Origin of the sequence: Acinetobacter sp. YH16032 (assembly GCF_013417345.1) — a bacterium.
Classification (GTDB): domain Bacteria; phylum Pseudomonadota; class Gammaproteobacteria; order Pseudomonadales; family Moraxellaceae; genus Acinetobacter.
In genome coordinates, this window is the sequence record NZ_VPEE01000016.1 from 38,668 (window position 1) to 56,693 (window position 18,026).

General features: G+C 41.3%; 17 protein-coding genes. 4 read left to right on the forward strand and 13 right to left on the reverse strand.

The genetic code is table 11. From position 1 onward, the window contains the following. Window positions 1–68: 68 nt before the first annotated feature. From FTV32_RS09800 to tviB, 13 genes are all read right to left on the reverse strand, one after another. On the reverse strand, window positions 69–1,916 hold the full coding sequence (locus tag FTV32_RS09800) for a nucleoside-diphosphate sugar epimerase/dehydratase (protein ID WP_180028530.1): 1,848 nt from the start codon (window positions 1,914–1,916) through the stop codon (window positions 69–71). Window positions 1,917–1,966: 50 nt separating this feature from the next. After that, the gene (locus FTV32_RS09805; RefSeq protein WP_180028531.1) at window positions 1,967–3,142 is read right to left on the reverse strand and encodes a DegT/DnrJ/EryC1/StrS aminotransferase family protein; all 1,176 of its coding nucleotides are present in this window, start codon (window positions 3,140–3,142) and stop codon (window positions 1,967–1,969) included. A 16-nt stretch (window positions 3,143–3,158) separates the two neighbouring features. Then, a complete protein-coding gene (locus FTV32_RS09810) occupies window positions 3,159–3,821 on the reverse strand; it encodes an acetyltransferase (RefSeq protein WP_180028532.1) in 663 nt (220 codons plus the stop codon). After that, window positions 3,818–4,423, reverse strand: coding sequence for a sugar transferase (locus tag FTV32_RS09815; RefSeq protein ID WP_180028533.1), 606 nt, complete (start codon window positions 4,421–4,423; stop codon window positions 3,818–3,820). The genes FTV32_RS09810 and FTV32_RS09815 overlap by 4 nt, the downstream gene beginning before the upstream one ends. Before the next feature lie 16 nt (window positions 4,424–4,439). Further along, window positions 4,440–4,982 carry a serine O-acetyltransferase gene (locus FTV32_RS09820; protein ID WP_180028534.1) on the reverse strand — a complete coding sequence of 181 codons (543 nt, stop codon included), beginning with the start codon at window positions 4,980–4,982 and terminating at the stop codon, window positions 4,440–4,442. Then, on the reverse strand, window positions 4,976–6,142 hold the full coding sequence (locus tag FTV32_RS09825) for a glycosyltransferase family 4 protein (protein WP_180028535.1): 1,167 nt from the start codon (window positions 6,140–6,142) through the stop codon (window positions 4,976–4,978). Before FTV32_RS09825 ends, FTV32_RS09820 begins: the two co-directional genes overlap by 7 nt. Then, window positions 6,139–7,233 carry a glycosyltransferase gene (locus FTV32_RS09830; protein WP_180028536.1) on the reverse strand — a complete coding sequence of 365 codons (1,095 nt, stop codon included), beginning with the start codon at window positions 7,231–7,233 and terminating at the stop codon, window positions 6,139–6,141. Before FTV32_RS09830 ends, FTV32_RS09825 begins: the two co-directional genes overlap by 4 nt. After that, window positions 7,230–8,348, reverse strand: coding sequence for a glycosyltransferase (locus FTV32_RS09835; protein ID WP_180028537.1), 1,119 nt, complete (start codon window positions 8,346–8,348; stop codon window positions 7,230–7,232). Before FTV32_RS09835 ends, FTV32_RS09830 begins: the two co-directional genes overlap by 4 nt. Window positions 8,349–8,377: 29 nt before the next feature. Continuing rightward, complete coding sequence (locus FTV32_RS09840; protein ID WP_180028538.1) at window positions 8,378–8,923, reverse strand: acyltransferase; 546 nt, start codon at window positions 8,921–8,923, stop codon at window positions 8,378–8,380. Between the two features lie 104 nt (window positions 8,924–9,027). Next, window positions 9,028–9,621, reverse strand: a complete 594-nt coding sequence (locus tag FTV32_RS09845) for an acyltransferase (RefSeq protein ID WP_180028539.1) — start codon at window positions 9,619–9,621, stop codon at window positions 9,028–9,030. Next, a complete protein-coding gene (locus FTV32_RS09850; protein ID WP_180028540.1) occupies window positions 9,621–10,793 on the reverse strand; it encodes a lipopolysaccharide biosynthesis protein in 1,173 nt (390 codons plus the stop codon). Before FTV32_RS09850 ends, FTV32_RS09845 begins: the two co-directional genes overlap by 1 nt. Before the next feature lie 10 nt (window positions 10,794–10,803). Further along, on the reverse strand, window positions 10,804–11,826 hold the full coding sequence (locus tag FTV32_RS09855; RefSeq protein WP_180028541.1) for an NAD-dependent epimerase/dehydratase family protein: 1,023 nt from the start codon (window positions 11,824–11,826) through the stop codon (window positions 10,804–10,806). A gap of 15 nt (window positions 11,827–11,841) precedes the next feature. Continuing rightward, complete coding sequence (gene tviB / locus FTV32_RS09860) at window positions 11,842–13,119, reverse strand: Vi polysaccharide biosynthesis UDP-N-acetylglucosamine C-6 dehydrogenase TviB (protein ID WP_180028542.1); 1,278 nt, start codon at window positions 13,117–13,119, stop codon at window positions 11,842–11,844. Between the two features lie 240 nt (window positions 13,120–13,359). Between tviB and FTV32_RS09865 the strand changes: the two genes are divergently transcribed. The 4 genes from FTV32_RS09865 (at window position 13,360) to FTV32_RS09880 (ending at window position 17,985) form a co-directional block, all read left to right on the forward strand. Next, window positions 13,360–14,463 (forward strand): polysaccharide biosynthesis/export family protein, encoded by a 1,104-nt coding sequence (locus FTV32_RS09865; RefSeq protein WP_180028543.1) that lies wholly within the window; start codon window positions 13,360–13,362, stop codon window positions 14,461–14,463. After that, window positions 14,463–14,891: a low molecular weight protein-tyrosine-phosphatase gene (locus tag FTV32_RS09870; RefSeq protein WP_092767959.1), complete on the forward strand. Its 429-nt coding sequence runs from the start codon at window positions 14,463–14,465 to the stop codon at window positions 14,889–14,891. Before FTV32_RS09865 ends, FTV32_RS09870 begins: the two co-directional genes overlap by 1 nt. Window positions 14,892–14,908: 17 nt before the next feature. After that, window positions 14,909–17,095, forward strand: a complete 2,187-nt coding sequence (locus FTV32_RS09875; protein ID WP_180028544.1) for a polysaccharide biosynthesis tyrosine autokinase — start codon at window positions 14,909–14,911, stop codon at window positions 17,093–17,095. Window positions 17,096–17,277: 182 nt separating this feature from the next. Further along, complete coding sequence (locus FTV32_RS09880; RefSeq protein ID WP_180028545.1) at window positions 17,278–17,985, forward strand: FKBP-type peptidyl-prolyl cis-trans isomerase; 708 nt, start codon at window positions 17,278–17,280, stop codon at window positions 17,983–17,985. The last annotated feature ends 41 nt before the right edge of the window (window positions 17,986–18,026 follow it).

Consider the following 18,026-nt stretch of genomic DNA (forward strand, 5'->3'; position numbering starts at 1 on the left):
ATAGTAAAAACCATCTTTGTTGTCTTTGTTTTTTGACAAAACCTATGTTTTAGTGTTGTTTTTTAATATTATGAATGTACAAATCCATCTACATAGGTTCGTAATATCTTCATAAATTGAACTTTACTTTCATCCCTCATGATTTCATTAAATTCATTATAAACATTCGATATTTCACCATGTTTATAAAATTTCTCAAAACACTTTAAAATCCGCTCATGCCCTGTTTTTTCGACACCTTCCTGATCAATCAATAACTCTTCATACAGTTTTTCACCAGGACGTAAACCTGTAAACTGAATCTCAATATCCCCTACCCCATTTTCATCGATAGGACGGAAACCACTTAAACGAATCATTTGTTTGGCTAAATCGACTATTTTTACAGGCTCCCCCATATCCAACAAAAATACATCACCCCCCGTACCCATTGCACCAGCTTGAATCACAAGTTGCGCCGCTTCAGGAATAGTCATAAAGTAACGCGTCACTTCAGGATGAGTTACCGTTACAGGACCACCTTGGGCAATTTGCTTCTTAAACAGTGGTACAACTGAACCCGATGAACCCAACACATTACCAAAACGAACAATACTGATTTGTGTCTTTGGATTGGTCGATGCTAAACCTTGGCAATATAATTCCGCCATACGCTTAGATGCCCCCATCACATTAGTCGGACGTACTGCTTTATCAGTCGAAATCAAGACAAAGGTTTCAACCCCTTGTGCAACCGCAGCATCTACACTACGCTGCGTGCCAATCGAAGTATTGTAAATCCCCTCAAATGGATTGGCTTCGACCAAGGGCACATGTTTATAAGCGGCAGCGTGATAGACCGTTTGCACGCCATGTTCTTTCAAAACACGCTCTAATTTTGCTTGATTTGTGACTGATCCAAGAACAGGAATAATTTGAACACCTGTGCTTTGTAACTCTCGATCAATCGAATACAAGGCAAACTCGGACATTTCAAATAGCACCAACATTTTCGGTTGATGCTTGACGATTTGACGACACAGCTCAGAACCGATTGACCCCCCCGCCCCAGTCACCATCACGACTTTATCTTTAATATTTTTCTCTAAAAGCTCAGGCTTTGGTGGTACAGGATCACGACCCAATAAATCAATAATATCCACTTCACGGATATCAGACACTTTGACTTTACCATCAACCAGTTGTGTCACACCCGGTAATTCCATAATTTTCACATCAGTGGCTTCAAAGGATTCAATAATTTCCTTTTTACGGGCACGCCCCACCGATGGCATGGCAAGTAAAACTTCTTCAATACCAAATTTGCTGAGTTTCTTTTGCGCTTTTTTTGGGGAATAAATTTTTAAACCACTTAAAGACTGCCCTTTCAGTGATTTTTTATCATCAATAAAACAAACAGGTAAATAATCATCAGAACGATTTAAGGCAGCCGCAATTTGCTGTCCTGCTAAACCTGCCCCATAAATCGCCACACGTTTGCGAGTTTGTTTTTTGGCAAAGGTTTTAAGGGTCGCATAACGAATGACCGCGCGACTCCACCACATGTAGGAAAACAGCATAAAGCCATACATGAGTGGAATACTCATCGGAATAAAAGCAACATCTAATTTTTTAATAGCATACAACGCCACAATTTGAATAAATGTCCCAATCGAAATACGCAGTAAATAATCTTCATTAAATGAACGTACAATGGCACGGTAAATTCCGAGCAAGGCAAAAATCAGTACGCCTGCGATCGCCACATAGATATACCAAGCCTCAAGCCCTTGCATCACGGTCACATTTGGGCGTGCCAAACGAATGGCATAGGCCAGCCACATCATCAGTGGCAACATGCACATGTCCATGATCACCAAAACCACTTGTTTTTGGCGACGCGGTAAGGATGCAATGGAACGAATAAAATCTTTCATTGAGGCTCAGTTATCTTGGCTGAAAAAGCACGCTGTGATTATACGCTGTTTTAACCGTGAATCTTGGCAATCACGCTTTGAATCGCATCTACGGTTTTTTGTAGGCTGTGTTCAGACAGTGTTGGATGCACCAAGAACATCAGACTGCTTTCACCTAAAGCTTTCGCATTGGCTAAACGTGTTACTGGGCGCCACGGTGTCTCATCAAAAGCTTTTTCTAAATACACTTCTGAACATGAGCCACTAAAACATGGCACCGCTTGCGCACTGATTTCTGCCATGATGCGATCACGTGACCAGCCTTCAGGTAAGGCATCAACATTGACCTGTACATAGCATTTATAACTCGCATGCACATAATCTGACGATGGTTTAGCGACTGTAAAATAAGGACTATGTTCAAATACCGCTTGGATGCGTGCCATATGGGCATTACGTTTTTCTGTCCATTCCGGCATTTCTTTCAGTTGCAAACGACCAATCACCGCTTGCATTTCCATCATGCGCCAGTTGGTGCCAAATGAGTCGTGTAACCAACGGAAACCCGGTGGATGTTGTTTGTTATAGACGCTATCAAAGTTTTTGCCATGGTCTTTGTATGACCACATTTTTTTCCAAAGATTTTCATCATTGGTGGTGACCATACCGCCTTCACCGCCGGTAGTCATAATCTTGTCTTGGCAAAACGACCATGCACCAATATGACCAATTGAACCTGCGGATTTGCCTTTGTACATCGCACCATGCGCTTGGGCGCAGTCTTCAATCACGAAGATGCCTTTTTCCTCAGCGAGTTGCATGATCGGGTCCATATCACACATCCAACCTGCCAAATGTACACAAATAATGGCTTTGGTATTCGGTGTAATCACTGCTTCAATGGTACGGCGTGAGATATTTTGTGAATCGAGCTCCACATCAGCAAAGATTGGATTGGCACCTGCAGTGACAATCGAGCTTGCTGAAGCAAGGAAAGTACGTGAAGTGACAATTACATCATCACCTGCACCGATGCCTAAGGCTTTCAGTGCTAAATCCAGTGCCACTGTGCCATTCGCGACGGCAACGGCTTGTTTTGTTCCAACGAACTGTGCAAATTCCTTTTCAAATTCACGGCATTCCTGACCTGTCCAATAATTGACTTTATTGGAAAGAAGGACGTTTGACACCGCATCGGCTTCTGCTTGAGTAAAGCTTGGCCAAGGCTCAAATGCACTGTTTAACATGGAATTTTCCTAAAACTTATTGCTGTGAAGTGGTGACAATCCGTGCAGGATTACCGACCACTGTTGCACCTGCCGGCACACTTTTGGTGACTACGGCGCCCATACCGACAGTCGCACCTTTACCAATCACCAAAGGCTGATCGGGGGTACCCTGCTTAATCATGGCACCTGCGCCGATATAGGCATGGTCATGAATATGAATATTGCCGTTGCATTTTACGCCTGGCGCAAAGGTAACGAAATCCCCAATCACACAATCATGCTCCACATAGCTATATAAATTGGCATGGAAGCATTTGCCGATTTTAATATTGGAGGTAATGGTGACAAACGGGCCTAAGGCTGAACCTTCCGCGATTTGCACTTCATCCATGAAAATGACGTTATCGGCAGAGATTGACCAAAGCCCAATGCCATTAGCTTCTAAACGTTGGGCGATTTTTTCACGTACCCGACTATTGGCAATCGCGATTTGTACGTATTTTGTCGATGCTGATTCATTTAAGAATGCTGAGTAATTCATAGCACGATGACCATTCACCGAACCGATTTCTGTTAAGGCATCATCAATAAAGACAATTTCAGCCTCTTTTTTTTCACGTAATAATTGCTGACGCGCCACAGGCATTAAACTGCGCCCGCAACCTGAAGCACCATAAATTGCATAAAGTGTTGTCATTTTTTTTGTTCCGGTGTACCGGTAAATTTCGTCGTGGTTGCCTCGCCTTCGGCACTAATATCATCCTTGGCAATGACTTTTTTTATGGTTTTCAGCATGATTTTAAAATCGAGCCACAGTGACTGATGTTCAACATACCATGTATCGAGTTCGAATTTCTTTTCCCATGAAATGGCATTGCGACCATTCACTTGCGCATAACCCGTGATGCCCGGACGCACGTTGTGACGTTTGGCTTGTTCCTGATTATATAAAGGCAGATATTCCATCAGCAGTGGACGTGGACCCACGATGCTCATATCGCCTTTAATCACGTTCCACAGTTCAGGCATTTCATCGAGACTGGTGGCACGGAGCATTTTACCAAATGGGGTGAGGCGTTCGCTGTCGGGTAATGGGTTGCCCTCCGTATCCAGTGCATCTTTCATGGTGCGGAACTTGATCATTTCAAATGGCTTGCCATGTAAACCCGGACGCACCTGACGAAACAGCACCGGTGAACCGAGATTCTTTTTCACTTTATGTGCCACGATCAAATACACGGGTGACAGCAGAATTAAAGCCGTGGAAGCAATGGTGATATCAATAATACGTTTTAACATTGAATTCCTCTGCCCTTTAGTCAAGATCTGTCCAACGTCTATTTACAGATTGACCTGCATTATTCATGTGAATCACTTTGGCATAATTTCCCACAGCCGTGGCATTTTCAGGAATATCTTTCGTCACCACACTACCCGCGCCAATCGTTGAATTATCACCAATCGTAATTGATTCCACGATACAGACATGAGGTCCAATATAAACATTATTACCAATTTTGGCTGCACGACGAACACCATTGGCGCCAATCGTTGTGAATTGAGATAAATTGACGTTATGCCCAAGCTCTGCTGTGGGATTAATGACTAAAGGTCCACCATGTCCAATATATAAGCCATAGCCAATTTTAGTCGTGGTATGAATATCGATCCCATATTGCTTTCTTTTATAATAATAAATGGGGTAAGCAAGTTTTGCTAAAAACGTTTTTGAACTGGCAATACGTAACCAAAATGAAAAATTAAAGCCGCGATTAAATAGGTAGTTTTTAATAAACAATTTAAAACTGACTTTTCCCGTATAACGATATAAATCGCTTTTGATGTATTTAATCAACATGCGCCAGACTCTAAATTGATATCGATGATTCCCATTTCAGCAAGCATATGTTTATTCACCTGATGCACATCATATTTATTCAGGGCAATTTCACGGGAGCGTTGCCCCATCAACTCGATGAGTTTTGGATCTTCAATAAAATATTGCATGTTTTTCACCAAATCATCGACTGATTTTACTTCGACCAAATAGCCGTTTACACCATGCGATACGGTTTCACGACAACCCGGCGCATCAGTGGTAATCACCGCACGTCCCATTGCCATGGCTTCTAGTACGGTACGTGGCGTACCTTCACGATAAGATGGCAATACATACACAGAGCTTTGTGCAATCGCAGGACGGACATCACTGAGTTTACCCCAATATTTGAGACGCCCATCAGCCATCCATTGATCAAGTTCAGCTTGGGTAATCGCAGATGGATTATCGTCAATCCAACCGACCAAATGAAATTCTGCTTCAGGATATTGCGCTTTGATGATGCGTGCCGATTCCGCATATTCACGTACACCTTTATCACCGAGCAGGCGTGCAATCAGCAAGAAAGATGCTTTGACCTGTCCTTGTGCATTTTTCGGTAAGGGCATCACATCAAAGTCTTGTACATTGACCCCTGAACCATTCACCACCACAGTCGGCTTATCGGCTTCAAGCAAAAGCATGTCTTGGAACAGTTTTAAATCATCAGGATTTTGAAAAAACACTTTGTCGCTATGTTTTAAGGCTTGGGCATATAAGCCATGTACCATTTTTTGGAACAGACTGCGCTTGCCTGATTCCACATTTTGAAAGGCATAGCCAAGACCTGTAATCAACGCAAAACGATGCTGTACTTTGGCAAGCCATGACGCAAGCGTGCCATAAATCACCGGTTTAATGGTATACGACAGCACATAATCAGGCTGAATATGACGAATCTGTTGATACAGGTTTTTCAGCAGTTTTAAGTCCGCTAGTGGATTGGTACCAGTGCGTTGCATCGGAATTTCATGTAAGTGATAGCCAAGTGCTTGTAACTTTTTCTGTTCTTCGGGAAAGCTTGCAAAATCAGGTGCCATGATGTGAATTTCATAGCCTTGGGAAGCAATGGCTTCCAATAATTTGCCACGAAAATTCAGTACTGACGGCAAAAAACTACTGATCATTAAAAATTTCATGCCTGTTGGCTCCACACCTGCATATATTGACGGCTGACGGTTGCAATACTGAAATTCTGCTCGACCCGTTCACGCGTTGCTTGTTTTAAGCCTTGTTTTTCTGCCTCGGTTTTTTGTTCATACGCCAAAATCGCATCTGCCAAGGCTTGGGCATTTCTTGGTGGCACAATACTGCCTAAATCCTGCACAATGTATTTGGCATCACCCACATCTGTACTGATACACGGTAAACCCGATGCCATCGCTTCGACCAATACATTCGGAAAACCTTCCGTAATTGAGGTCATCAGAAATGCATCAATGGATTGATAAAAAGCCGGCATATCTGAAATTTGATCAAGCAAATGGACTTTTTGATGATCTAACTGATATTGCTCAAATAAGGCTTTAACGTCTGGGTTTTCTAAACTGGCGCCTGAACCTGCAATTTTAAAAATAATGTTTTCATTTTTAAGTAAACCCATGGTTTCAAACAAATATGGATAGCCTTTGGCATGTCTATACGTGCCTGCAAAACCGATCACGATCGGTTGATGCAACTGCGCATTCGGCTGAAATTTATCAAGAAATACACCATTGGCAATTACATGTTGATTGGCATTTTTAAAGCCATAATCGCTATGTTGCTGTTTAGATGAATGCGCACAGTAAATAATGGCGTTAGGTTGTTTCGATAAAACTTTACTTAAACCCAGTGCGATTTTGGTGCTGATCGATTCATCTTTTGGAGATGCCAATGAATGATGAATGCCCCACACCACATTTGGTTTTTGGGCTAAACCGATGACACTGAGACTGGTCAACGCATTGGCATGGTACATCCAACATTGCACGGTTTTTGGTTGTAATTTTTTCAGTAAACCACGCAGTTTTTGAATCGTGCCCAAGGTATTTAGGCCATTCCACTGCAGTGCATAATATGACTGACAACGATCAAGCGTGCTTTGATAGACCTCGGAGGTTTTCATCAAAGCAATAATGACATGCTGATACTGATCTTCAGTATATTGAATCAAACGTGCCAACATCATCTCAGCACCACCGACGCCTGCAAAGTTGGTGATGACATGCACCATTAAGGGTTTAGTCATGCCTTTGGCTCCAACAAATCTCGGTACTGATGCACCACGGTATCTTTATGGAATTGCAAACAATGTTGCTTAACGTCTTCAGCATCAAACTCGACATAATCATGATACAGCGCTTGATGCATAGCATGACTTAAAGCTTTTTGATCATCACATGGTACCAATAGACCAAACTGACCGTCTGCCAAAATTTCACGTGGACCACTTGGACAATCCGTACTGACCACTTTGACGTTGGAGGCCAATGCCTGAATCAACACACCCGGTAAACCTTCCCAATTCGAGCTTAAAACAAACAGTGAAGCATATTTAAAATAGGCATATGGATTTGGATCAAATCCTGGTAAATCCACCACGTCGGTTAAATTCAGTCCCTTAATTAAGGCTTCATATTCAGCACGTAACTCGCCTTCACCTAAAATAATGAGACGAGTTTCAGGATGGATTTGATGTAACTCATGGAAAGCGCGAATCAGCAATCCAAAATTCTTGGCTTCGGTTAAACGACCAACCGCCAAGACCACTTGATGACCTTGGCTAAAGAATCGATGCTGTACCGGTGCTTTGAGTTTTTGCAAATAACTACTATCAATCACAGGGTTATAAATGGTGCTGAGATTATCTTCAGCATAATGATAGTACTGCTTAAAATCGTCCAATACACCATTCGATACACAGATCACTTGATCCGCACTGCAATAGGTCCAATTCACCAATCGGTTAAAGACAAACTTTTTCAGCCCTGTCAGCTTCATATTTTTCGAGGGTGTCGACACTTCACGTAAAATGAGAGTGCTTTGACTTTTTGCTAGACGTTTTGCAATCGCACATACAATATTGCTGTGGCTTTGGGTGGCAATCACCGCAGCATAAGGGACAGCTTTGAGTAGTTTTTTTAAGGGTTGAATCGCACGAAATACACGACCGCAATTTAAATCAATCAGCTGAATTTTAGAGTCGACTTCAGGCAGTAATTTGGCTTTTTCACCGCTTAAATCACAGACCACCACATCGACATCACGGCCTTGCTGTACCAAGTTATTTGCCAGTTGGATCACGGTACGCTCCGCACCGCCACCGCCTAAAGTTGGCAAGAAAAACATGATTTTATTCAGCATAGAACAACCTAAAATATGGGGAAAATGAATTAAGAGGATTTTTGCCGTTGCACTTGCATGGCCCGTTCAACACGCTGTTGATAATCGGTGATCCCAACCAAGTCGCTATCACTGGCGCAAGTACTTTGAATTTTGGTTTGATAATCGGCAAAGTTTGACACCACTTTGGCAGGTACACCAATCGCTACAGTATTGTCAGGAATATCTTTGGTGACCACCGAACCTGCACCAATCACCACATTGGAGCCAATACTCACACCCGGCATAATAATGCTATTTACACCAATAAATACATGCGAACCAACCTGAATTGGCGCAAAGCGTTGATAGCGTTTACCTTGTGCATCTTTGACCAAACAGGTACTGCCATCATGGGTAATAAACTTCACACCTGAAGTGACGGTGACGTGATCACCCATAGAGACTAAAAACGGTTCTGAGCCCCAATTTTTAATATAAATTCGACAGTTTTCACCGACGTTTACCCCCTTTCTACGTGCATATGCCACACTGCCTTTAGCCATAAAATAAGCTAAATCAAACAACTGTCGCAAAGCAGAAATAATAAATGCCATATACATGACCTATGTCAGGTGTCAAAAGAAGGAAAAATCACTGAATATTTTACGCTGAAAATTTACTTTAGGATATGAATGCCAAAGTCAGCATGATGACCTGATTATAGGTCTTTGATTTTCTTCACGGGACTGCCGACATACACACCCGCATCATCCAGTGGTTTGGACACCAAACTACACGCGCCAACCACGCTGTTGCTTGGAACGGTAACCCCATCTAAAACCGTCACGCGTGCACCTAGCCAAATATTTTCACCGAGGCTGACACCCAATTTGGTAATCGCATCTTTGACCAAAAGATCAGGCTCACCGAACTTATGATTACTCGCAATAATAATGCTTTGCGTACCAATACGGGTGTTATCGCCAATCGTTACACCGCCACAGCCATTGATATAGGACTTAGAATTGATGCTGACATCTTTGCCAATCATGACTTTGCCACCAAAGCATTTGATGTAGCAGTTTTCACCAATAAAACTATTGTCGGCAATCTCAAGCACTGCACCATTTTCAACAATGAGACTGACATGATCGCCAATATAAACATTGTTGCCGATCTTCACTGTTCCACTGATATCAACCGTACAGCCCTTGCCGAAATAGCGAAACTTCGTGCCAAACGCCACGTTATAAAATTGCTGACGACATTGTGCAGTGAACCAATTCATCAGTTTTAAGAATTTAAAAAACATCAGTTTTTGTTTCTCCACACCACATATAAAATGGCAAAGTTATAGATAATCAGTGCCACAGGCACCGCTAACAGCATATAAATTTTATCATCAAATAAAACATATAAGCCTACAAATAATGCGAACTTGATAATCAGTTCAACGATTTGCAGTTTAAATAAAACTTGGCTGTTGCGCTTAGCAATTAAAAAAGCCGAGCTAGGTGGATTACAGAAAATCGCCCAATAGCCCAAGGCTAAAATTTGGAAATAGCTTGAGATCCCGACCCATTCACTGCCAAAAACCCATAAATATAGAGATTCAGGCAAGATAAAGAAAATGGCAAATAAAGGTAGTGAAACCAGACTGAGCAGTACACTCGCCTTTAAAGCACTTTGATTGGATTCTGTGGTTTTAAATTTGCGAATAAAGAACTGACGCAAGGTTTGCGAAATCAGATTGATCGGCACACGTAAAGTCCGCTCGACAATGGCATAAAAACCCATCGCCTGCACACCGACAAAATGCGACAACACATAGTAGGGTAAATTATGCGAGAAACTATTTAACAACGCATGTGGCGTATTAGCATATATAAAATCTTTATAATTTTTAAATGCCTGCCAACTGACTTGATAGAGTTGATGTTTCAACAGATAAATCAACACCGCCACAATCATGATGATCGAGCTGACGTTGTAGCTGTTCACTAAACTGATCTGCATCACAAGCGGTAAAGACAGTTGCACCGCCACCACAATTGCACTGCGCAAAATATTTAAACCTGCACAGAAATATTCTTTATGTGCAGAAAATTGATAATTATATAGGCTTTGAATCAGGGTATTGGCAAGCACACCTGTTGCAACAGCCCCTGCCATATCAACATTTAAAATAAAACTAATGAAAATGCCACTGATGATTGCAATGACCGTTGAGAACACCGCCCCTTCAAAAATCAGGCTTTTTTTATCCTGTTCTTCAGCAACCAATAAGGCTTGATCCAGACGTAAATTCGCCACCGTGGACAAAACACTGACAATGGCTAATGCAATCCCATACGCACCAAATTCCGCAACAGAATATAGGCGCGTTAAAACAGGAAGTGCGATAAATGTCATTATCGCACCTGCCAATAAACTTAAGGTAATCAGCCCAATCGACTGATACTTTGCGAACAGTTTCGCAATCATCTGCTCAAGATCATTTTAAGTTATTGACGTACCAACGCATTGCCAATTGAATACCTTCAGCGATTTTAAATTCAGGTGAATAACCCAAATGTTGCTGAATTTTGGCAATACTCGCTTGTGAATGACGGACATCACCAGCGCGGAAATCACGGTATACCGGATCACGCTCAAACTGCACATCATTTTCCGCAAGTGCTACTTGAATCGCGCGGTATAATTCATTCAATGTCGTACGGTCACCGACTGCTACGTTATAGACTTGATTCTTCGCTTCATCTGATGCTGTTGCCGCCAAAATATTGGCTTGCACAGTATTATTGATAAAGCAGAAGTCACGACTAGTTTCACCATCACCATTAATGAAGACATCTTCACCATTGATCATCGATGCGGTCCATTTTGGAATCACTGCCGCATAAGCACCATTTGGATCTTGGCGTTGACCAAACACGTTAAAGTAACGTAAACCAATTGCTTTAAAGCCATATGCGCGTGCAAAAACATCAGCATATAATTCATTGACATACTTAGTCACCGCATAAGGTGACAGTGGATTACCAATGTTCTCTTCCACTTTTGGTAATGCAGGATGATCACCATAGGTTGAGCTACTCGCTGCGTAAGTAAAGCTTGCTACACCGGCATCACGTGCCGCAGTTAGCATATTGAGGAAACCGCTAATATTGGTGTCATTAGTAGTAATCGGGTCTGCAATTGAGCGTGGTACTGAACCGAGCGCTGCTTCATGCAACACGTAGTCCACACCAACACAGGCTTTTTGACAATCTGCAAACTGGCGAATATCCCCTTCAATAAAGCGGAACTTTGCCCATTGCTCAGCAGTCACAGAAGCTTGGACTTCATCCAAATTATACTGATGACCTGTGGCAAAGTTATCTAAACCCACCACGGTTTGATCAAGCTTGAGCAGCGTTTCTAAAAGGTTGGAGCCGATAAAGCCTGCAACACCTGTCACGAGCCATGTTTTTGGCTGTGCTTTCAGCTGCTCACATACCTGTTGATATTGATTCATGAAACAGATGTCCTCTTACAAACGAAGGTCAGATTCGGCTTGAGATAACACATATTTCAAGTCATACAATACATGCTCAGATTTACCTAAAGCACGGATGGCCTCTACACCCATGGCTTTAAACTGATCATGTGCCACGGCTAAAATCACGGCATCATATTTGCCATTTTCTAAAGTCGAAATTGGCTGAATACCATATTCATGTTCGGCCTCTTGAACATCCACCCAAGGGTCATAGACATCGGCATCGATATGATATTCTTTCAGTTCATTGACAATATCGATGATGCGGGTATTACGGATATCAGGGCAGTTTTCCTTAAAGCTTAGACCTAAAATCAAGACTTTGGCATCTTCCACCTGAATGCGTTTTTTTAGCATGGCTTTCACAAGCTGCGTCACCACATAAGCACCCATGCCATCATTTAAACGACGACCTGCCAAAATAATTTCAGGGTGATAACCAATCGCTTGCGCTTTATGGGTTAAGTAGTACGGATCTACACCGATACAATGACCACCGACTAGCCCCGGACGGAACGGTAAGAAGTTCCATTTCGTACCAGCAGCTTGAAGTACTGCCTCAGTATCAATTCCCATTTTATTAAAGATCACCGCTAGTTCATTGATCAGTGCAATATTCACATCACGCTGTGTGTTTTCAATCACTTTAGCTGCTTCAGCGACTTTGATACTCGCTGCTTTATGGGTACCAGCTTCAATAATCAAGTTATAAACTTCATCGACAAAGTCAGCAACTTCAGGCGTTGAACCTGAAGTGATTTTTAAAATATTGGTGACACGGTGCAATTTATCACCTGGGTTAATACGCTCAGGACTATAACCTGCAAAGAAGTCTTGGTTAAATTTAAGACCTGATGCTTTTTCTAGTTCAGGAATACAGATTTCTTCTGTCGCACCTGGGTATACCGTAGATTCATAAACCACCACATCGCCTTTTTTCAGAACTTGCCCAATACTTTGCGATGCTTTAACAAGTGGGATAAGATCTGGCTGTTTATATTCATCAATTGGTGTTGGCACTGTGACAATATATAAATTACAGTCTTTTAGATCTTCTAAATTCGCACTATAAATCAACTGCGTAGACTGCGCTAACTCTTCTGATGAAACCTCTAATGTATGGTCATGCCCCTTACGCAACTCATCAATGCGTTTTTGATGGATATCAAAGCCCACGACAGGAACTTTTTTACCAAACTCAACAGCGAGCGGTAAACCGACGTAACCTAATCCGATAATAGCGATTTTTAGATTATAGAGATCATACATCTCTGAAGCCTTATATATGCTCTAAAATGAATATTCTACATCATTAATAGTTTGATAAAAATTACTCTTATTAAACCTCTTTAAGTCAGAGAAGTTATACTTTCTGCATTTAAAACATAAAGATAACTAGAGTAAGATATATTTATTGTTATATTTAGTATAAAATATCGCTTAACTTTATATAGTTAAGTTAAGATTAATTTTTGAATAATCATAAATGTATACAATATAGGAATACGAGTGAGTCACTATCGTTATAGTTTGCTGTTGGCGTTAAGTTTAAGCTTTACAGGATGTGCTGTTACCTCAGGTCTTCAAACCTATGACTTACCTGAAGAAGGTATTTTTCAGACGGATTTGGGTACGCAAGTCAATGTCATCAAACTCACTCAAGAGTCCCTTTTTGCTGTTCAACCTGCACAAGTCAATGTTCACCAAGATTTGGGACATTTGTTTCTACAAAATCAAAAACAATATCTACTCAGTGCTGGTGACGTATTATCCATTTATCTATGGGCATATCCAGAAATTACCCCCCCCACCAATACTATTAGCAACGAAGAAGCCATTAAATCCAACGGCTATCAAATCGACTCTCGTGGCTATATTCAATTTCCGATTATTGGACGGTATAAAGCGGCTGGCAAAAGTTTAGATCAAGTCAATCAAGAACTTCGTCAATTACTTGCCCGTTATTTAAAAACACCTGATGTCATCGCTCGAGTTTTGTCTTACCAAGGTCAGCGCTATTCGGTACAAGGCAATGTCATGAAAGGTGGTCAATATACACTAAATGATCAACCCACCAGTATCTATACGGCGCTTGGTTTAGCCGGTGGTGTCAATACACAATTCGGTGCAAATACATCGATTAGTCTGGTTCGAAATGGTCAAACTTATAATTTAAATTCGATTGAGCTAGAGAAAGCAGGGTTTTCGCTACACAATCTTTTGGTTCAAGCCAATGATACGATTTACGTGAACTCACGTGAAAATCAAAAAATCTATGTCATGGGTGAGTCAGGTAAAAACCAATCTCTTCCAATGCGTGATCAAGGCATGACTTTAAGTGATGTGATTGGGGAGAGCTTAGGGCTCAATCCATTGTCTGCGAGCAGCAGCCGTATTTATGTAGTACGCAGTCAAGCTGACTCTCCGATGACTGAAATCTTCCATATGGATCTGTCTAGTATTGCTAATTTTGGTCTCGCCAATCAGTTTAAAATGCAAAGTAATGATATTGTTTATGTCGATGCAACGGGTCTAACGCGCTGGCAACGTGTGGTCAACCAGGTTATTCCTTTCTCCAATGCTTTATATAATTTAGATCGTTTGGGGAATTGATGAATTTTAAAAATATCTTAGTGGTCTGTATTGGAAATATCTGTCGAAGCCCCATGGCAGAGTATTTCCTAAAAGATGCGTACCCTGATCGAAAAATTCACTCTGCTGGGATTTCAGGCTTAGTTGGTCATCCTGCAGATGATAAAGCATTACAATGTATGCAAAATTTCGGTATAAATATGCAAGATCATGTGGCGCGTAAACTGAATGCTGAATTGGTCAAAAATGCGGATTTGATTCTTGTCATGAGCCAGAACCAACAGAAGCATATCGAACAAACATGGCCATACGCAAAAGGAAAAACCTTTCGCTTGGGGCACTGGCGTGAAAAAAATATTGCGGATCCTTACCAACACGATCAAGCATTCTTTAATGACACCTGTCAGTTGATTCAGGATTGTATCGCTGATTGGAAAAAACACCTTTAATATTTTGAATAAAGATTATGAGTCAAACCGCGAATACCGAAGATACAATTGATTTAAAAGAATTATTTTTTTCATTAATCGCACAATGGAAACTGATTGCCTTGTGTGTGATTTTGAGTCTGGTCTGTGCCCTACTCTACTTGCGTACAACACCAGATACCTACTCTGTTGATGCTTTGGTCCAAGTTGAAGAAAGTAAAGGGACTTCAGCAGCACTTTTGGGTGATCTCTCAAGTATGATTGAGCAGAAACAACCCGCTCAAGCAGAAATCGAAATCTTGAAATCTCGATTAGTCCTCGGTTCAGTGATTGAGAATTTAAATTTAGATCTTAGAGTATCTGGTACGCAAAACTCTTTCTTTGATCGTTTATTTTCCCCACATGACTATTCAACCAGTTATTCACGTCAATCTGTGATTTTTAACGATGACGAAAAATCTTTTGCTATTCCACATTTTCATATTCCTCAGAAATTTCGTGACCGTGCATTGGCGCTGAATTTTACTGAGAAACAGTTTACGCTGACGGATTTAAGAACTGAAGAAGTGGTCCTAAAAGGTTCACTGAACCAACTCAATCAACGTTCTACCCGTGATGGCGTATGGAAAGTTGAGATTCGCACAAAAGATCAATTAAATGACCGCTATATCATCACCAAACAGTCTTTGCCTGCTGCGATGAAATCACTTTTGGCTAACTATTCAGTGGCTGAAAAAGGCAAAATGACTGGTGTTCTAGGACTCAATTATCAAGGTCAAGATAAAGAACATATTACAAAAGTCCTGAATACGATTTTAAATGCGTATAGTCAGCAAAATGTAGAGCGACGTTCTGCTGAAACTGCGCAAACGCTCAAATTCTTGGATGAACAACTCCCAGAACTTAAACAACAGCTGGATGTCGCAGAGCGCGAATTTAACAAATTCCGTCAAGGCTTTAATACTGTTGATGTCACCAAAGAATCTGAATTGTATCTCACGCAAAGTGTAGCCTTAGAAACGCAAAAAGCAGAACTTGAGCAAAAAGTCGCTGAAGCGGGTGCGAAATACACCAATGAACATCCAATCATGCAACAAATGAACGCTCAACTTGGCGCGATCAATAAAAAAATCAATGAGTTGGATGGCACCTTAAAACAACTTCCTGACTTGCAACGTCGCTATCTACAGTTATTCCGTGAAGTTGAAGTCAAACAACAGTTGTATACAGCTTTGCTGAATTCATACCAACAACTTCGCATTGCAAAAGCGGGGGAAATTGGTAATGTTCGCATTGTAGATACTGCTGTAGAACCGATTGAACCGATTAAACCTAAAAAATTACAGATCCTAATTCTGTCCATTTTCCTCGGCGGTTTCCTCGGGACACTTCTGGCGCTGTTACGTAATATGATGCGTTCAGGCATCAAAGATTCTAGTCAAATTGAAAATGAATTAGATCTGCCGGTTTATGCAACGGTACCGCGTTCTCCAGTACAAGAAAGCCGAATTAAGATGCTGAAAAAGCATAAGAAAATCCCAATTCTGGCGATTAAGAATAGCGATGATATTGCGATTGAAAGTTTACGCAGTATGCGCACGGCGATTCATTTTGCGCTGAGTTCAGCTCGAAATAATGTGATTATGATTTCTGGTCCTGCACCTGAAGTGGGTAAATCATTTATTTCAACCAATTTAGCAACAATATTAGCGCAAGCCGACAAACGTGTTTTGATTATTGATGCTGACTTACGTCGTGGTTATCTACACAAATATTTCAATATTGAAACACAGCCAGGTTTGACTGATTACATGACTGATCAGCACTCTCTACAAAATATTATTCGAGACACTGAAGCCGCTGGTTTAAGTGTGATCACTCGTGGTAAGAGTCCGAGCAATCCATCTGAGATGTTGAGTTCTGAAAAATTCAAACAGTTGCTTGAACAGCTTTCAACACAGTTTGATCATGTGATCATTGACACGCCACCTGTACTTGCGGTGACTGACGGTATTATCATTTCGCAATATGCAGGTGTGAATTTGGTCATTGCTCGCTATGCGAAGACACAAATGAAAGAACTCGAAATCACAGTCAATCGTTTCGAACAAGCCGGTGTGAAAGTGAATGGCTTTATCTTAAATGACATTCAACGTAATGCAGCGGGTTATGGCTATGGTTATAACTATGCGTATGCATATAAAGCCTCAAAGGACAATGATTAATTATTGTTGAATAAAGGCCTGATCTATTCAGGCTTTTTTTATGCCGATCAAACACTGTATATTTGTGAAATTTTGTTGATTTCATTGAAATTCTATATCGCTGAAAGTGAATTGACGCTATGCTGTTTTGGTTCCGCGATTTTAGAATGTCGCACATAGAATTGAAAAAAATTGGAAATCTCATGAGTAAAGCTTTACCCATCGCTGTTGCTGTCGTTTTAGGCGGTGCTGCGCTCGTCCCTGTTTATTATGCAAGTCAACATCCAACATCTGCGACAGTTTCTAGCATGACTGCTGATGCAAAACCGATTGATAAAATCAGTTATGCACTCGGTTATGAAGTTGCCAGCCAAACTCCTCCTGAAGTCGCGATTGATCCGTTTATTGTCGGTGTCCGTGAAGCGCATGCTAAAAAAGAACGTGCCTATACAGATGAAGAACTGCAAACTGCTTATGTGGCTTTACAAAAAGAATTAGAAGAAAAGAAAGTCGAAGACTCTAAAGCTGCCAATGCACAAAGCAATAGCTTCCTTGCTGAAAATGCAAAAAAACCGAATGTTAAAACAACTGCTTCTGGCTTGCAGTACCTCGTCAGCAAAGAAGGTAAAGGCAAACAACCTTCTGCAAACTCCGTGGTTAAAGTGCATTACACCGGTAAATTACTTGATGGCAAAGTCTTTGATAGCTCGGTTGAACGTGGTAAACCGATTGAATTTCCATTGAATCAGGTCATCCCTGGTTGGACCGAAGGCCTACAATTGATGAAGGAAGGCGGTAAAGCAACCTTATATATTCCATCAAATCTGGCTTATGGTGAACAGGGTGTTCCTGGTACGATTCCACCAAACAGCACACTCATTTTTGATGTTGAATTAATCGAAGTCAAATAAGTTAATCAAAAGGAGAGCCTTCAGCTCTCCTTTTTTGGATT